The following is a 15,093-nucleotide window of genomic DNA, read 5'->3' as shown; positions in this document are numbered from 1 at the left end:
GCAAGAGCAGGCCGAGGCCATGACGCGCGAGATGGCACGCGACCACAGCCCGTTTTCGCGGCGCACCCAAGGCGAGAATTGGCTGCGCTGATCTGCTCTGCCTGAGCGGGGCTGTTCAGGTCGCGACCTCCTTCAGCCATTCATGCACACAATCACCGGCACGGGCGCAGGCTTGATCTAAATTCTGACCGGCCATCAGTTGAACGGCAATTGCCGTCGCAAGGGTGCAGCCGGTGCCACGCCTGCCGCGTGGCAGCCGTGGTCTGTCGTAGCGAACATGCGTGTCGCCAAAAAAGAGCTGGTCAACCGACATAGCTCCATCGCCATGCCCGCCTTTGATCAGCACCGCATCGGCGCCCGCCTTCTGCAGCTGATGGGCTTGCTGCAACTGGCGGGCCTGGGATGCGATATCGCAGTTTTCAGAACTGCCGGGCTGCGGGTCGATGGGGCAGGGGGCAAGCTGAGCGACTTCTTGCAGATTGGGGGTGATGAGAGTGGCGCGCGCAATTAGCGGTTTGAGGTCTGCGGCCTGCATCAACTGGCCACCGGAACTGCTGCGCAGCACGGGATCCAGCACAACCGGGCATGTTTCGGGCACGGAGTGGGCCAGCGCCTTGGCGATGACTTCGGCGGCCATTGCGCTGCCGACCATACCGATTTTTACCGCAGAAATCGGCCCGGTCGCGGCGGCGGCGCGTATCTGGCTCTTGATGACCTCGGGGGGCGTCGGGCGGATTTCCTCCAGCGCCGTGTCTGTCTGGACTGTGATCGCCGTCACCACCGGCCGCAACGAGAGTGATCGCTGTGCAAACAGCGGCAACATTTGCGCCATTGTAGTGGCGGCAGCGATGTCTCGGGTCAATCCCGCACCGCCGCTGCTGTCGGTTCCAGCGATGATCAGAAGCGCGCTCATCCGCGCCGACCCGCAGCCAGCAGGACAAGTTCTCCGGCAAACTCCGGGGCAATCTGAGCCGCGATGCGCCAAGCGCGCAGGCCACTGTAACAGGCCAGCACCACGCGGCGATCACGGGGCAGATCGCTTGCGCGCAAGGCCTCCGGCAGGATACGGACAGCCGTGCGGACGGCGGGTGTCGGGGCTTCTTGCTTGGGGCGCAACTCAACAACGTAGTCCTCATCGGTGATCGCGTTCCGTCCGATGAAGGGGAGGGGGCGGGATGGCTCCTCTGCAGTGCTGAAATCAAAACCACCCATCTGCAGCCCTGAGAAGTCCACGCTGAAGAGGCGCCCGCGCGGAGTCGGCTGGTGGTCGAGCAACAGTTTCAGCGCCAGCTGCGCCTGCCAGGCGCCAATCACGCCGACAACCGGCCCCATAATGCCGGAACTGGCGCAGGTGGCGGCACTGCTGGGCGGGTCAGGGAATACCGCGCGCAGCGACGGGCCGCCGCCGCAGAACGCGCCGACATAGCCCGATTGCGCCAGCGCCGAGGCAGAGATCAGATCCCGCTCCAACCGCTGGCAACAATCTGACAGCGTATAAGACACCGCGTGGCTGTCGGCGGCATCGATCACCAGGTCCACTGGTGCCACCGCAGCAGCGACATTATCGGGGGTGAGATCTCGCGCATGGGGATGCAGGCGTAATTCGGGCGCCATGGCGCGCAGCCTTTCGCGGGCGGCGTCAACTTTGTAGCGGCCGATATCTGCGGGCGTATACAGGGGTTGGCGCGGCAGGTTCGTGGCCTCCACACTGTCGCCATCCATCACCGTGATTTCACCCAGTCCAGCCCCGGCGAGATATTGCAGGACGGGGCTGCCTAACCCGCCGGCCCCGACCACCAGAACATGGGCGGCAGCGAGCTTTGCCTGTCCTTCCGCCCCCACATCGGGCAGGGCAATCTGGCGGTCAAAACGGCTCATGAGGCGCAGGCCTTGATCCATTCGCGGGTGCGCGCCTCCGGATCAGGGGCCTGGAGAATATCGGTGACCACGGCGGCGCTGTCGGCGCCCGCGGCAAAGACACCGGGCAGGCGTTCGGGCGTCAGCCCGCCAATGGCGACCAGAGGCGTGTTGCTCGCCATTTCCTTCCAGCGCCGCAGGCGATCCAATCCTTGTGGCGCCCATTTCATCTTCTTCAGCAGGGTCTCATAGACCGGGCCAAGGGCGATATAGTCCGGCGTGTGAGACAGGGCGCGCTCCAGCTCCGCCTCATCATGGGTCGACAGGCCAAACCGTACGCCCTTACGACGCAGCGCGACAAAGTCGGCACTGTCCATATCTTCCTGCCCCAGATGTACAAACCTGCAATTCAGATCCAGCGCGGTTTGCCAATGGTCATTGACCACCAGCTGTGCGCCATGCACGGCGCAGAAATCCCGCGCCCGTGCGATCTGGCGACGGACCTCCTGCTCTGGCAGGTCCTTCAGTCGCAGCTGCACCAGTCGGACCCCATGGGGCACCAGCAGTTCCAGTTGGCTGACATGGCCAACGATCAGGTAAAAACGCTCCATTGTCGTCTCCAGATTGAAGCGGCTCAGCTCAGCGCGGCGAGGCCAAGAACAGGGGTGGAGGGCACGGCCATATCGCGGCGTTCCATGGGGTCAGCCAGATACCCTTCACGGCCGGCCTCAATCGCAAGTGCGATGGCACGGGCCATGCCGGCAGGGTCTCCGGCCTTTGCCACTGCCGTATTCAGCAGCACCGCGTCCATTCCCAGTTCCATTGCCTGGGTGGCGTCAGACGGGCAGCCGATGCCCGCATCCACGATCAACGGCACGTCTGGAAAATGCGCCCGCATTGCGCGCAGCGCATCGGGGTTGCGCAGGCCCTGACCGGATCCAATTGGCGCGCCCCAGGGCATCAACACCTCGCAGCCTGCTTCCAATAGCTTCTCTCCCACCACCAGATCGTCGGTCGTGTAGGGAAAGACCTGAAACCCGTCATCAGACAGCACGCGCGCGGCTTCCACCAGCGCAAACACATCCGGCTGCAGCGTGTCGGAATGGCCGATCACCTCCAGTTTGATCCACGGGGTGTCAAACAGCTCGCGCGCCATATGGGCGGTGGTCAAAGCCTCCTGCACAGAATGGCACCCGGCTGTGTTAGGCAGGATACGACACTCTGATGTGCGTAGCTGATCCCAAAACCCGGCGCCGGTGCCATCCGCCGTTTCCCGCCGCAGCGATACCGTGATGATCTCGCTGGCGCTGTTTTTGATGGCGGCATTCAAAATACTGGGAGACGGGTATTGCGCGGTTCCCAGCAGCAAACGTGAAGTGATGTCCTGTCCATAGAGTTGCATGGTTCAGCCCCCTTGCATTGGCGTTAGGATCTCCAGTCGATCCCCCTCCGCCAGTTGAGTTTCCGGGCGGGCATGGCGGGCAACGAAGTGTCCGTTGACGGCGGTTGCAACTGTGGACTGGGCATAGCCGAGCTGTTGCAGAGCCTCGTCGAGGGTGCCCGCGCGGACCTCATGCGGTTTGGCGTTGACAGTGATTTTCATCCTGTGTCTCCGGTCTCAGGCGGTTTGCCACCTGCTGCGCCATGGCGGGCGCCAGCAGAAATCCGTGGCGGTACAGCCCATTGAGGAATAGCGCTCCGCCGTCCTGATGAAGGCGGGGCAGATTGTCGGGGAAGGCGGGGCGCAGGCCTGCGCCGGTTTCCACCACGCTGGCCTCGGCAAAGGCAGGGTGTAGCGTGAAGGCGGCATTCAGCAACTCACTGAGCGAGCGCAGTGTGATTGCGCGCGCCGATGTGCTCTCGATCATCGTGCCGCCGATCATGAAGAGGCTGTCGCCCCGCGGCACAAGGTAGAGCGGCAGGCGTGGATGGAGCAGCCGCAGCGTGCGACTGATCTCCACCTCCGGGCAATGCAGGATCGCCATCTCGCCGCGCACGGGGCGCAGATCTGGCAGCGGCGCCGCCATGCCTGTGCAATCAAGCGTGACGCGGTCCCGGGCCTCCGTGCCAAGACAGATTTCCGCTCCCAGCCCTTCGGCCGCAGCCGCCAGATCCCGGATCGCGCGGCGGGGGTCCAGATGCGCCTCCTGTTCAAAGAACAAACCTTGGGCAAAGCGTCCCTTGAGGGCTGGTTCCAGCGCCGCGATCTCTGCCCCGTCCACCAGCCTGTATCCGCTGGTGCGACGGGCAAAGCGGGTCAGCTCTGCCCGGTCGCGGGCAGGCACCACCACCAGCGTGCCGCGCCTGTGGACGGGCGTGATCTTGGCCCACCAGTCGATGGCGCGGCCACCGAGGGTGATCACCTCCTCCTCGGCGCTTTCGCGTTCACACCATGGCGCCAGCATGCCGCCTGCATAGCGCGAAACACTGCCCGCGCCGATCTTTGTCGCGCGCTCATAGACCCGCACCGCAGCCCCGCGCTGCGCCAGTTCATAGGCGCAGGCGAGGCCCGCGAGGCCTGCCCCTGCGATGGTGATCATTCCGCCGGTTCCGCAGCCTCGGGCGCTGGCACATAGAGTTCGCCGCCTTCGCGAAACTTGGCGGCCATCGCCTCCATGCCTTCCTTCTGCGCCTCGGCGCGGATATCGTGGCTGATCCGCATGGAGCAGAACTTCGGTCCGCACATGGAGCAGAAATGCGCGACCTTATGGGCCTGTTTCGGCAGGGTCTGGTCGTGGAACTCGCGCGCAGTATCCGGGTCCAGCGAGAGGTTGAACTGATCCTCCCAACGGAATTCGAACCGCGCACGGCTCAGCGCATCGTCACGGCGCTGGGCACCCGGCAGACCCTTGGCCAGATCGGCTGCATGGGCGGCGATCTTATAGGTGATCACGCCTGTTTTCACGTCGTCGCGATCTGGTAGGCCCAAGTGCTCCTTCGGCGTGACGTAGCACAGCATGGCGCAGCCGAACCAGCCGATCATCGCTGCCCCGATACCGCTGGTGATGTGGTCATAACCCGGCGCAATATCGGTGGTCAGCGGCCCCAGCGTGTAAAACGGCGCCTCGTGGCAGCACTCCAGCTGCTTGTCCATATTCTCCTTGATCTTGTGCATGGCGACATGGCCGGGCCCTTCGATCATCACCTGGCAATCCTTTGCCCAGGCGATTTTGGTCAGCTCGCCCAAAGTTTCCAGCTCGGCGAACTGCGCCTCGTCATTGGCGTCGGCGATGGAGCCGGGGCGAAGCCCGTCGCCCAGCGAGAACGAAACATCGTACTGACGGCAGATGTCGCAGATATCCTCGAAATGCTCATACAGGAAGCTTTCCTTGTGGTGGTGCAGGCACCACTTCGCCATGATCGAGCCGCCGCGCGACACGATGCCGGTCACGCGCTCCACGGTCATCGGCACCATATGCAGTCGCACGCCCGCGTGGATGGTGAAATAATCGACGCCTTGTTCCGCCTGTTCGATCAGCGTGTCGCGGAACACTTCCCAGGTCAGGTCCTCGGCGATGCCGTTCACCTTCTCCAACGCCTGGTAGATCGGCACGGTGCCGATCGGGACGGGCGAATTGCGCACGATCCATTCGCGGGTGTTGTGGATGTTGCGCCCCGTCGACAGGTCCATCACCGTGTCGGCGCCCCAGCGGATGGCCCAGACAAGCTTGTCCACCTCTTCCTCCATCGAGGAGGTTACGGCAGAGGTGCCCATATTGGCGTTGATCTTCACCAGAAAATTGCGACCGATGATCATCGGTTCGATTTCCGGGTGGTTGATGTTTGCGGGGATGATGGCGCGGCCAGCTGCGATCTCGGACCGGACAAACTCCGGCGTCACATAGTCAGGGATATTGGCGCCCCAGTCATGGCCGTCGCGGTGACAGGGGGACAGATCGCGCAGCTGGTTTTCGCGGATCGCAACATATTCCATCTCCGGCGTGATGACACCAGCGCGGGCATAGGCCAGCTGGGTTGGTGCCTTGCCGTTCTTGCCGCGCAAGGGGGCGGGCTTCACCGGGAATTCCGGGGTCAGACGGTCACCCTCGACAAATCCGTTGTCCTCGGGCTTCACATCACGGCCTTGATAGCTTTCGACGTCGCCGCGGTCTTCGATCCACTGACGGCGCAACTGCGGCAGACCCTGGCGAATATCGGTCAGCACATCGGGGTCGGTGTAGGGGCCGGAGCTGTCATAGACCGGCAGTGGCGCCTCGCCCGCGGTGGGGTGGGTGGCGATTTCGCGCATGGGCACGCGGATGTCCGGGTGGACTTCGCCGCTGACATAGATCTTGCGCGAGGCAGGCAGTGCGCCTGTGGTGATCTTGGGATTGGGGACGTTCATTTTGGTGCTCCTCGAAGCCTAGACTTGGAAAAGACACCAGATGAGGTTTGGCTCGGGAAACAGAGGGCGTAGGGCCCCCTTGTTCAGTCATCGCAAGACGTCCGGGAGTGTAGAAGTCCCGCAGCCATGCGCGCCTAGCTTCCTACGCCAGTATCAACTGGGTCAGGTTCAAAGGGTCGCGCCGCCGGTCCGGGAATACCCCGCACCTAAACGCCTCTCAGTCCCCTTGGCGGGACTCCCCTGCGTGCTTTAGGGGTAGGGGAGATGGGGTCTTGCCGTCAATTGATATTTTTATAGATTATTTTTTATGTTTAAAAACAATTATATGACTTGGATTTCGGATGATCTTTACGAGATATTTCTGCATCTCAGCTTTGTGCTTGATCGCAGAAGGGTAAGTTATCTATAAAAACATATCGCCATCCGCGTATGGCCATCTGGTAGAGAGAACAGGAGACAGCATGCTGGACGCTGCACCCATCCGCACCGATTGGACCCGCGAGGAAGCGGAGGCAATTTATAACACACCGTTCATGGATCTGCTGTTTCAGGCGCATAGCGTGCACCGGCAGTATTTTGATCCCAATCAGGTGCAGAAATCCAAGCTCCTCAGCATCAAGACCGGCGGCTGTGTCGAGGATTGCGCCTATTGCTCGCAGTCGGCCCGCAACGGCGCGCAGCTATCGGCCTCCAAGCTGATCGAGGTGCAGCGGGTGATTGCTGAGGCGCGCAAGGCCAAGGAAGGCGGCGCGACCCGCTATTGCATGGGGGCTGCCTGGCGCTCGCCCAAGGACCGCGACATGGCGGCGCTGGAGGCGATGGTGCAGGGCGTCAAGGATCTCGGAATGGAGACCTGCATGACCCTAGGCATGCTGGACGAGGATCAGGTGTTCCGCCTGCGCGATGCTGGTCTGGACTATTACAACCACAACATCGACACCTCAGAGCGCTACTACTCCGAGATCATCACCACCCGCACCTTTGCTGATCGGATTGACACCCTGAACCGGGTGCGCGAAGCGGGAATCAAGGTCTGCTCGGGCGGCATTGTCGGCATGGGTGAGAAGCAGATGGACCGCATCGACATGATGCTGGCGCTGGCCACGCTGGAGGTGCACCCGGATTCGGTACCGGTCAACATGCTGATTCCGATTGCCGACACGCCGCTGGCTGATGTCGAAAAACTGGACCCGATCGAATTTGTCCGCTCCGTGGCGCTGGCCCGCATCCTGATGCCGAAATCGCATGTGCGCCTGTCCGCAGGCCGCACCGACATGTCGGACGAGATGCAGGCGATGTGCTTCTTTGCCGGGGCCAACTCGATCTTTGTGGGCGACACGCTGCTGACGGCTGACAACCCCGAGGAGGACAAGGACCAGCAGCTGTTCGACCGTCTGGGCATCACCGCGATGGCGGTGGGATGTGACGGCAGCCGCTGATGGCGGGCGCCTTCCCGAGGCACGAGAAATCGCTGGAAGCGCTGCGCACACGCGGGCGCTACCGGCAACTGATGCCGCGGGACGGGCATGACTTTGCCTCCAACGACTATCTTGGGCTGGCGGGCAGCGATGTGCTGCGCGCCGCCGCTGCTGATGCGCTGGCGCGTGGGGTGCCGGTGGGGGCGGGCGGTTCACGCCTCTTGCGCGGCAATGATGCGGAGCATCAGCTTCTGGAGGCGGAGGCCGCGGAGTTCTTCGGCACTGAGGCGGCACTGCTCATGGGCGGCGGCTTCAATGCCAATCAGGCGATCTTCTCCACCCTGCCGCAGCAGGGCGACCTGGTGCTGTATGACGCTCTGATCCATGCCAGCACCCATGATGGGATGCGGCTGGGCCGGGCCGAGACCTGCAGTTTTGCCCACAGCGATGCAGAAGACGCCGCAAGGGTGCTGAAAGACTGGCGCTCGGCAGGCGGTGACGGCCAGGTCTGGATTGCTGTCGAGGCTGTCTACTCCATGGATGGCGACTTGGCGCCGCTGGATGCGCTGATGACGCTGGCGGATGCAGAGCGCGCCGTGCTGGTTGTGGATGAGGCGCATTCCTCTGGAGTGTTCGGTGATCTGGGCCGGGGGCTGGCGCACGGCATCGCGCACCGCCCTAACGTTCTTTCCTTGCACACCTGCGGCAAGGCTTTGGGGGCCTCAGGCGCGCTGATCTGCGGCCAGCGGGCGCTGATCGAGACGCTGATCAACAAAGCGCGCGGATTTATCTTTGCCACCGCCCCGTCGCCGCTGAATGCGGCCCTTGTACGGGCGGCCTTGCGGGAGCTGCAGCAGAACCCGACCCGCCGTGAACAAGCATGGCAGGGGATCACCCATGCCCAAGGCGAGGCCAGACGGCTCTGCGGGCTGGAGGGCTTCCAAAGCCAGATCCTGCCTGTGGTGATCGGCGACGACAAACGCACCATGGCACTGGCTTCCGCCATGCAGGCCCATGGCTATGACATCCGCGGCATCCGCCCACCGACAGTGCCGCGCGGCACCTCGCGGCTGCGGTTGTCGATCACACTGAATACGGGGGCAGAGGTCATCACAGCGATGTTCGAAGATCTCGCCCGGGAAATGGAGACTACCCCATGAGCGCGCTGATCGTCACCGGAACCGATACCGGCATCGGCAAGACCATTTTTTCAGCCGGGCTGGTGCAGGCGCTGGGCGCAACCTATTGGAAACCGGTGCAATCGGGGCTGGAGGAGGAGACCGACAGCCAGATCGTCTGCCGCTTGTCGGGCCGCCCGGCGCTGCCCGAGGGCTACCTGCTGCAACAGCCCGCCTCGCCGCATCTGTCGGCAGAGGCGGAGGGCGCGGAGATCGACCCCGATACGCTGTCTTTGCCTGAGGTTGACGGCGTGCTGGTAGTCGAAGGCGCGGGCGGGTTGATGGTGCCTTTGAACCGCGAGGTGCTGTATCTTGACCTCTTCGCCCGCTGGGGCGCACCGGTGATCCTGTGCGCGCGGACCCAGCTGGGGACGATCAACCACACGCTCCTGTCGCTGAAAGCCTTGCGCGATGCAGGCTGCAGCGTCGCTGGTGTTGCCTTCATCGGCGACCCCGAGCCGAAAGTGGAGGAAACCATCTGCCAGTTCGGGCAGATGGCACATCTGGGCCGGTTGCCGGTGCTGGGCGAGCTGACTTCCGACGCGCTGGCCGTCGCCTTCCAGGCCAGCATCCGGGTGGACCTGATCAAGCAGGCGCTGGCCCAAGGAGAGACGGCATGAGCGCCGCAGACCTCACCCCGCTGGAGTTCGATCAGCTGCACCTCTGGCACCCTTACACCAATGTCGCTAACCCCGGCCCGACCTTCGTGGTGAAGGAAAGCGAGGGTGTCCACATCACTCTAGACGACGGCACACGGCTGATCGACGCCATGTCGTCGTGGTGGTGCATGATGCATGGGCATAAAAACCCGGCGATCACCAAGGCCATTCACGACCAGCTCGACACCCTGCCGCATGTGATGTTCGGCGGGCTGACCCATGATCCGGCGATCGACCTGGGCCGCAAGCTCTTGGAGATCACGCCCGAAAGCCTCACCCGCATCTTCTACTGCGACAGCGGTTCTGTTTCGGTCGAGGTGGCGATGAAAATGGCGGTGCAGTATCAGCACGCGATCGGCCAGCCGGACCGCCAGGAGTTTGCCACCATCCGCTCCGGCTATCATGGCGACACCTGGAAGGCGATGAGCGTCTGCGACCCGGACACCGGCATGCATCACCTGTTCCAGGGCGCGCTGAGCGTGCAGCATTTCGTCTCCCGCCCGCCGATCCGCATCCATGAGGAGTGGGTGGACGACCCGGCGCAGAACGGATTGGGGGAATTGCGCGCGGTGTTGGAGGCCAACGCCGGCAAGATCGCCGCGTTTATCCTGGAGCCCGTGGTGCAGGGCACAGGCGGGATGTATTTCTATCACCCGGAGTATCTGAACCAAGCGCGCGCACTGTGTGATGAGCTGGGTGTCCTGCTGATCTTCGACGAAATCGCCACCGGTTTTGGCCGTACCGGCGAGCTGTTTGCCACCGGTTTCTGCTCCGTGGAGCCCGACATAATCTGCCTCGGCAAAGGGTTGACCGGCGGGCATATCTCCTTTGCCTGCACCATGACCAATGACCGCGTGGCCGAAGGTATCGGCGGCGGCAATCCCGGCCTGTTCATGCACGGGCCGACCTATATGGCCAACCCGCTGGCCTGTGCTGCGGCCAAGGCCTCGCTGGACTTGCTGACTGGGGAGGACTGGCGCGGGACGGTGGCGGCCATTGGTGAGCAGATGGCGGCGGAACTGGCCCCGGCGCGTGACCTGCCGAATGTGGCGGATGTGCGGGTCTTGGGCGCCATTGGCGTCATTGAAATGACACACCGGGTATCGGCGGACGAAGCGCATGCGCGGGCGCATGAAATGGGCGTGTTCCTGCGCCCGTTTGGTACCAACATCTACACGATGCCGCCCTTCATCACGACGCCGGATCAGCTGAGCCAGATCAGCGCAGGCATGCTTCGGCTGGGGCAGGAGCTGTAAGTCATGGAGTTCCGCTGGCTCAAGCAGACCAATGCAGCCGAGGCCATCGTGGTCTTTGGCGGCTGGGCCGTGGGGCCGGATGTGTTTGATCATCTTAAAGGCCCTCAGGACGTCCTGTTTGTAAGCGACTACCGCAACCTTGATACGGATCTGCCGGATCTCAGCGGTTGCGACCATGTCACCCTGCTGGCGTGGTCCTTTGGCGTTGCAGCCTATGCTCATTGGCAGGAGGGGCACGCCGATCCCTTTGACCGCAAGGTTGCAGTCAACGGAACCCTTGCGCCGGTGGATGCGGCGCACGGTATCCCGCCAGACGTGATGGCCAAAACGGCGGAAGGGTTGAGCGAGGCGAGCTTTGTGCAATTCCTGCGCCGGACCTTCAATGCGCCGCAACCCCCTCGGGTGATCGACATAGATGCCCGCCGCGCTGAACTGCATGCGGTTGCCGCGCGCGGCGCGGCCCCCGCCGTCGTCTTCGATCAGGCCTGGATTTCTGGGCGGGATCGAATTTTTCCGTCGGCCAATCAGCACCGGGCCTGGGAAGGCACGACAATACGGGAGCTGCCCACAGTGGCCCATGCTCCCTTTGATCACTTCGACAGCTGGCAGGCCCTGATCTCATGAAGGACCTCACACACCCAGCTGTTGATGCTGCCCGCGTGGCGCGCGCCTTTCGCCGGGGGCTTGGCAGCTATCACGGTGCGGCGTCTGCGCAGGCGCAGATTGCCGCCGAACTTTCGGCGCTTTTGGCCAAACACGTGGGTCAGACACCGTTTTCGCATCTGTTTGAATTTGGGGCCGGGACCGGCCATCTGACCGCCGCGCTGCTGCAGGATCTCTCGGTCGCGCGCCTCACGCTCAACGATCTGGTGCCTGAGGCGGAGGCCGGGCTGTTGCCAATCCTGAAAGACCACGGCCAATCCGCAAGTTTTGTGCCAGGCCGGATTGAGGACATCTGCCTGCCCGAGCGGCTAGACCTGATCGCAGCGGCTTCTGTTGTGCAGTGGGTCAGCGACCTGCCAGGCCTGCTGCGCCGATTTGAGGCCGCGCTGTGCCCCGGTGGCTGGCTTGCGCTCTCCGGTTTCGGCTCGGCGCATTTTAACGAATTGGTCGCGCTCGGCTCTGACGCTGCAGCACCAAACTATATGGATCATCACCAATGGGCGGGGGTGCTGCCTCAAGGTCTGCAGCTGATCGAACTGCGACAGGCGCCGATCGTCCTCAGGTTTGACACTCCGCGCGCGGTGTTGCGCCACCTGCGTGATACCGGCGTGAACGGCCAGGCGCGCGGCGGTTGGAGCCGTGGCAGGCTGCAGGCGTTTGAAGACGCTTATTGCAGCCGTTTTTCCCATCAGGGCGGTGTACGTCTTACCTATGATCCGGTGCTGATGCTGGCGCGACGGGTCTGAATACGCCTGCGGCCAAAGTCGCAGGTCGCGCGACGATTGCGCCTCTGGCCGTCGTGCAGGTTTGGCGCTAGCCTTTGGCCCGAAACCATCGAATAAGAGGCCACGATGCATCTGTCCTATGTCATGACCCAGGAACGCGGCGCCACCGACAAACTGCTGACTGCTCTTGCCGAGCGGCTGCAAGCCGATGGGCTGCGACTGGCCGGGATCGTCCAGACCAATACTGAATGCTACGATAACGCGCTGTGTGACATGGATGTGCGGGTGTTGCCGGCCGGTGAAACCATCCGTATTTCGCAATCCCTCGGCCCAGAGGCACGCGGTTGTCGATTGAATCCCGAAGCACTAGAGCGTGCGGTGGGGCAGGTCACGGCGGCGCTGGGGCAGGATCCAGCACCGCAGGTTCTGCTGGTGAATAAATTTGGCAAGCACGAGGCGGACGGGCGCGGAATGCGCCCCGTCATCGGCGAGGCGCTGGCGCGCGGAGCGGTGGTGGTTTCCGGCGTCAACCGGATGAATGTCGAGGCGTTTCAGAACTTTTCTGACGGGTTGGCGCAGGAGGCTGAACCGGATCTTGATGCGCTCGTAAACTGGGTCCATTCCGCCGTTGAAGAGGCTGCGAAGGAGGGGGGATAATCCCCGCAGTCGCACGACTGATCTAACAAACCGGTGCGGGATATCGCGCCGGTTTTTTTGTGTGCGTGCTGTAGGTAATGTCAGAGAGCCGGGGCCATACTAACAGACGGTCGGTACGCGAAGTCGGGAATAATGATATAAATCAAATGGTTGAATTCAGGTGTTCGCCGGCGGCGGCTGCCACCATCTTCTTGCTTCACACTGCTGAAAGAGAGAAGATGGTGGGCGACCCTGGAATCGAACCAGGCGTGCGTCTCCGCGAGGGAGTTACAGTCCCCTGCCACACCTTGCGGCCTGTCGCCCACAATCAGTTGCGTGTTGCACCTGATGTGGAGGCGTGATTACAAGCAGGCCAAAGGGGCGTCAACCGGAAAAACGCAAGTTTTTCACGCGGGTCCTGATTTCTTTCTGCTGGAGAGCAATATGTCCAAAAAACCCAAGTGGGTCGTCGAAAAAGAGCAGGCCAAGAAGGCGGCTTCCGCGGAGACCGTATGGCTGTTTGGCCTGCATGCGGTGCGCGATGCGCTGCTCAATCCTGAGCGTGAAAAACTGCGTTTGATGGTGACCCAGAACGCCGAGGCAAAGCTGGCCGATGCCATAGCCCAGTCGGGGGTTGAGGCTGAGGTGATTGACCCGCGCAAATTCAACCCGCCGATTGACAAGCAGTCGGTCCATCAGGGCGCCGCTCTCGAAGTGAAGCCGCTGAACTGGGGCGGGTTGGACGAGAACTGCATCGGCGCGGAGGTTCCGCGCGTATTGCTGCTGGACCGGGTGACGGATCCCCACAACGTTGGCGCAATCCTGCGCTCGGCAGAGGTGCTGGGCGCCAGCGCGGTCATTGGCACGCGACACAACTCCGCGCCAGAGACCGGAGCGCTTGCTAAAACCGCGAGCGGTGCGCTGGAGCGGCAACCTTATCTGCGGATGCGCAACCTTGCGGACACAATCGTCGAACTGCAACGGATGGGCTTTCTGGTGCTGGGCCTTGATGGCGAGGCGGAGCAAACCATCGAAACAGTTCTGGACGGGCGCAAGGGGGATCCGGTTGCTCTGGTCCTCGGGGCAGAAGGGCCGGGCCTGCGTCAAAAGACGAAGGAAACCGTAGATCATCTGGTCAAGATTGATGCCGCCGGTGGCTTTGGCTCGCTGAATGTCTCCAATGCGGCGGCGATTGCGCTCTACGCTTCGCTGCCACGCTAATCTGTGCCAGCGACCCTGATCAGGCCTGTGAGGCGCTCTCCTGACAATGTCAGAGCACCCTCACAGGTCTATCACAAATGCGTATCCTCTCTTTGCAGGTGCCGGTCTACCGGGCAGACTTATCGTGACACCGTCGCGGGCATGTGCCCGTCTGCGCCCTAAAACTGAACCACTCCATGAAGGACACCGCCTGCCCGTGACCCGCCGCTCTGCCATGCCCAGTCAGAAATACCGCCCGATCTCGACGCCGCGCATTCCGCGCGTGCGGGAAGGGATCGTCCGGCGTCTGGCTGCATTTGTCAGGTCTACAATGGCCGTGCTGGGGGTCGGCAGTGTGGTTGCATTGGCGGCGGTGCTGACACCTGAAACGGCCCGCGCCGACCCAGCGCTGGTTTCCGCACCGAGAGGGGTGGCCGTTGGTGGCCATGATGTGGTGGCGTTTTTTCAAGACGGGACGGCCGTGCTGGGCCAGCAGACTCATGCGATCCTGTGGCATGGGGCCGTCTGGCGCTTTGCCACCTCGCAGAATCAGGAGCGGTTTGAGCTCAATCCCCGTGCCTATGCGCCCCGATTTGGGGGCTATTGCGCTTATGCGCTCTCCAAAGGATATCTGGCGCCCGGCAATCCGGCGCTCTGGGTGATTGCTGACGGTCGGCTCTATCTGCTGAACAATCCAACTGCGCTGGCCGCCTGGCAGGCCGAGCGGCAGGCGCTGATTTCCGCCGCCGAAGGGCGCTGGCCCAAGATCCTGCGGAAGTGATCGGCAAGCACCGAGCTGTTGTAAGAGCTGTCGGCTCGGAATTGCGTTTCTTGCAGATCCCTATGTGACTGGCCGCACGAGAGAAATGTCACGAATTTGAGAGGTTCCCTTTCAAAATCGACAGCCCACCCCATATTATTATCAGACTGCGAATTGGAACCTTCGCAGATCTTTTTCACTGTCCCTCGTTCCATACCTTGCGCCCGGGCTTGATCCCGGGCGCTTTTTTCTTGCGCTGTCGGGAACGTGCGATTTCTGACAGGGCAGCAGAGCGCAATTGACCTTGCACGCAATGCGCCAAACGATACGGTCAGGATTGACGCAACGCTCATCAGACGACTTTGGCAGGGCGATGTGAGACCAGCGCAGACGGGG

16 protein-coding genes, 1 tRNA gene and 1 riboswitch are annotated in these 15,093 nt (G+C 62.7%); of the genes, 9 read left to right on the top strand and 8 right to left on the bottom strand.

Annotated elements, in window-relative coordinates; genetic code table 11:
- Positions 1-115: 115 nt before the first annotated feature.
- From thiD to thiC, 7 genes are read right to left on the bottom strand one after another with little or no spacing between them, the layout of a single operon-like run.
- Complete coding sequence (gene thiD / locus GAL_RS12640) at positions 116-913, bottom strand: bifunctional hydroxymethylpyrimidine kinase/phosphomethylpyrimidine kinase (RefSeq protein WP_024097964.1); 798 nt, start codon at positions 911-913, stop codon at positions 116-118.
- A complete protein-coding gene (locus tag GAL_RS12635; protein WP_040104082.1) occupies positions 910-1,899 on the bottom strand; it encodes a HesA/MoeB/ThiF family protein in 990 nt (329 codons plus the stop codon). The genes thiD and GAL_RS12635 overlap by 4 nt, the downstream gene beginning before the upstream one ends.
- Positions 1,875-2,468 (bottom strand): thiamine phosphate synthase, encoded by a 594-nt coding sequence (locus GAL_RS12630; RefSeq protein ID WP_024097962.1) that lies wholly within the window; start codon positions 2,466-2,468, stop codon positions 1,875-1,877. The genes GAL_RS12635 and GAL_RS12630 overlap by 25 nt, the downstream gene beginning before the upstream one ends.
- Before the next feature lie 23 nt (positions 2,469-2,491).
- Entirely contained in the window at positions 2,492-3,259 is a 768-nt protein-coding gene (locus tag GAL_RS12625) for a thiazole synthase (RefSeq protein ID WP_024097961.1), read from the bottom strand.
- Between the two features lie 3 nt (positions 3,260-3,262).
- Positions 3,263-3,460: a sulfur carrier protein ThiS gene (gene thiS / locus GAL_RS12620; protein ID WP_024097960.1), complete on the bottom strand. Its 198-nt coding sequence runs from the start codon at positions 3,458-3,460 to the stop codon at positions 3,263-3,265.
- Positions 3,429-4,397, bottom strand: a complete 969-nt coding sequence (locus tag GAL_RS12615) for an FAD-dependent oxidoreductase (RefSeq protein ID WP_024097959.1) — start codon at positions 4,395-4,397, stop codon at positions 3,429-3,431. The genes thiS and GAL_RS12615 overlap by 32 nt, the downstream gene beginning before the upstream one ends.
- The gene (gene thiC, locus GAL_RS12610) at positions 4,394-6,202 is read right to left on the bottom strand and encodes a phosphomethylpyrimidine synthase ThiC (protein WP_024097958.1); all 1,809 of its coding nucleotides are present in this window, start codon (positions 6,200-6,202) and stop codon (positions 4,394-4,396) included. Before thiC ends, GAL_RS12615 begins: the two co-directional genes overlap by 4 nt.
- A 122-nt stretch (positions 6,203-6,324) precedes the next feature.
- A riboswitch (TPP riboswitch) is annotated at positions 6,325-6,454 on the bottom strand.
- 209 nt (positions 6,455-6,663) lie between these two features.
- Here thiC and bioB point away from each other — a divergent pair.
- From bioB to GAL_RS12575, 7 genes are all read left to right on the top strand, one after another.
- Positions 6,664-7,641 carry a biotin synthase BioB gene (gene bioB, locus GAL_RS12605; protein ID WP_024097957.1) on the top strand — a complete coding sequence of 326 codons (978 nt, stop codon included), beginning with the start codon at positions 6,664-6,666 and terminating at the stop codon, positions 7,639-7,641.
- Complete coding sequence (locus tag GAL_RS12600; protein ID WP_024097956.1) at positions 7,641-8,780, top strand: 8-amino-7-oxononanoate synthase; 1,140 nt, start codon at positions 7,641-7,643, stop codon at positions 8,778-8,780. Before bioB ends, GAL_RS12600 begins: the two co-directional genes overlap by 1 nt.
- The gene (gene bioD / locus GAL_RS12595) at positions 8,777-9,418 is read left to right on the top strand and encodes a dethiobiotin synthase (protein ID WP_024097955.1); all 642 of its coding nucleotides are present in this window, start codon (positions 8,777-8,779) and stop codon (positions 9,416-9,418) included. The genes GAL_RS12600 and bioD overlap by 4 nt, the downstream gene beginning before the upstream one ends.
- Positions 9,415-10,713 carry an adenosylmethionine--8-amino-7-oxononanoate transaminase gene (gene bioA, locus GAL_RS12590; protein WP_024097954.1) on the top strand — a complete coding sequence of 433 codons (1,299 nt, stop codon included), beginning with the start codon at positions 9,415-9,417 and terminating at the stop codon, positions 10,711-10,713. The genes bioD and bioA overlap by 4 nt, the downstream gene beginning before the upstream one ends.
- A 3-nt stretch (positions 10,714-10,716) precedes the next feature.
- Positions 10,717-11,337, top strand: coding sequence for a pimeloyl-ACP methyl esterase BioG family protein (locus GAL_RS12585; protein ID WP_024097953.1), 621 nt, complete (start codon positions 10,717-10,719; stop codon positions 11,335-11,337).
- Entirely contained in the window at positions 11,334-12,122 is a 789-nt protein-coding gene (locus tag GAL_RS12580; RefSeq protein WP_024097952.1) for a methyltransferase, read from the top strand. The genes GAL_RS12585 and GAL_RS12580 overlap by 4 nt, the downstream gene beginning before the upstream one ends.
- Before the next feature lie 105 nt (positions 12,123-12,227).
- Positions 12,228-12,758, top strand: coding sequence for a DUF2478 domain-containing protein (locus tag GAL_RS12575; RefSeq protein WP_024097951.1), 531 nt, complete (start codon positions 12,228-12,230; stop codon positions 12,756-12,758).
- Between the two features lie 219 nt (positions 12,759-12,977).
- On the opposite strand, the gene GAL_RS22510 is transcribed toward GAL_RS12575, so the two are convergent.
- A tRNA-Tyr gene (locus tag GAL_RS22510) sits at positions 12,978-13,061 on the bottom strand.
- A gap of 120 nt (positions 13,062-13,181) precedes the next feature.
- Here GAL_RS22510 and rlmB point away from each other — a divergent pair.
- Together rlmB and GAL_RS12565 are read left to right on the top strand one after the other, a co-directional pair.
- The gene (gene rlmB, locus GAL_RS12570; RefSeq protein ID WP_024097950.1) at positions 13,182-13,958 is read left to right on the top strand and encodes a 23S rRNA (guanosine(2251)-2'-O)-methyltransferase RlmB; all 777 of its coding nucleotides are present in this window, start codon (positions 13,182-13,184) and stop codon (positions 13,956-13,958) included.
- Between the two features lie 196 nt (positions 13,959-14,154).
- Positions 14,155-14,718, top strand: a complete 564-nt coding sequence (locus tag GAL_RS12565) for a YHS domain-containing (seleno)protein (RefSeq protein ID WP_081731424.1) — start codon at positions 14,155-14,157, stop codon at positions 14,716-14,718.
- Positions 14,719-15,093 lie beyond the last annotated feature (375 nt).

The sequence above is a fragment of the Phaeobacter gallaeciensis DSM 26640 genome (assembly GCF_000511385.1).
Lineage (GTDB): Bacteria > Pseudomonadota > Alphaproteobacteria > Rhodobacterales > Rhodobacteraceae > Phaeobacter > Phaeobacter gallaeciensis.
The sequence above is the reverse complement of the archived record's forward strand: the minus strand, read 5'-3'. Positions and strand labels throughout refer to the sequence as shown.

Coding starts and splice junctions, on each gene's coding strand:
- thiD (WP_024097964.1), bottom strand. CDS start 913: ATGAGCGCGCTTCTGATCATCGCTGGAACCGACAGCAGCGGCGGTGCG.
- GAL_RS12635 (WP_040104082.1), bottom strand. CDS start 1,899: ATGGATCAAGGCCTGCGCCTCATGAGCCGTTTTGACCGCCAGATTGCC.
- GAL_RS12630 (WP_024097962.1), bottom strand. CDS start 2,468: ATGGAGCGTTTTTACCTGATCGTTGGCCATGTCAGCCAACTGGAACTG.
- GAL_RS12625 (WP_024097961.1), bottom strand. CDS start 3,259: ATGCAACTCTATGGACAGGACATCACTTCACGTTTGCTGCTGGGAACC.
- thiS (WP_024097960.1), bottom strand. CDS start 3,460: ATGAAAATCACTGTCAACGCCAAACCGCATGAGGTCCGCGCGGGCACC.
- GAL_RS12615 (WP_024097959.1), bottom strand. CDS start 4,397: ATGATCACCATCGCAGGGGCAGGCCTCGCGGGCCTCGCCTGCGCCTAT.
- thiC (WP_024097958.1), bottom strand. CDS start 6,202: ATGAACGTCCCCAATCCCAAGATCACCACAGGCGCACTGCCTGCCTCG.
- bioB (WP_024097957.1), top strand. CDS start 6,664: ATGCTGGACGCTGCACCCATCCGCACCGATTGGACCCGCGAGGAAGCG.
- GAL_RS12600 (WP_024097956.1), top strand. CDS start 7,641: ATGGCGGGCGCCTTCCCGAGGCACGAGAAATCGCTGGAAGCGCTGCGC.
- bioD (WP_024097955.1), top strand. CDS start 8,777: ATGAGCGCGCTGATCGTCACCGGAACCGATACCGGCATCGGCAAGACC.
- bioA (WP_024097954.1), top strand. CDS start 9,415: ATGAGCGCCGCAGACCTCACCCCGCTGGAGTTCGATCAGCTGCACCTC.
- GAL_RS12585 (WP_024097953.1), top strand. CDS start 10,717: ATGGAGTTCCGCTGGCTCAAGCAGACCAATGCAGCCGAGGCCATCGTG.
- GAL_RS12580 (WP_024097952.1), top strand. CDS start 11,334: ATGAAGGACCTCACACACCCAGCTGTTGATGCTGCCCGCGTGGCGCGC.
- GAL_RS12575 (WP_024097951.1), top strand. CDS start 12,228: ATGCATCTGTCCTATGTCATGACCCAGGAACGCGGCGCCACCGACAAA.
- rlmB (WP_024097950.1), top strand. CDS start 13,182: ATGTCCAAAAAACCCAAGTGGGTCGTCGAAAAAGAGCAGGCCAAGAAG.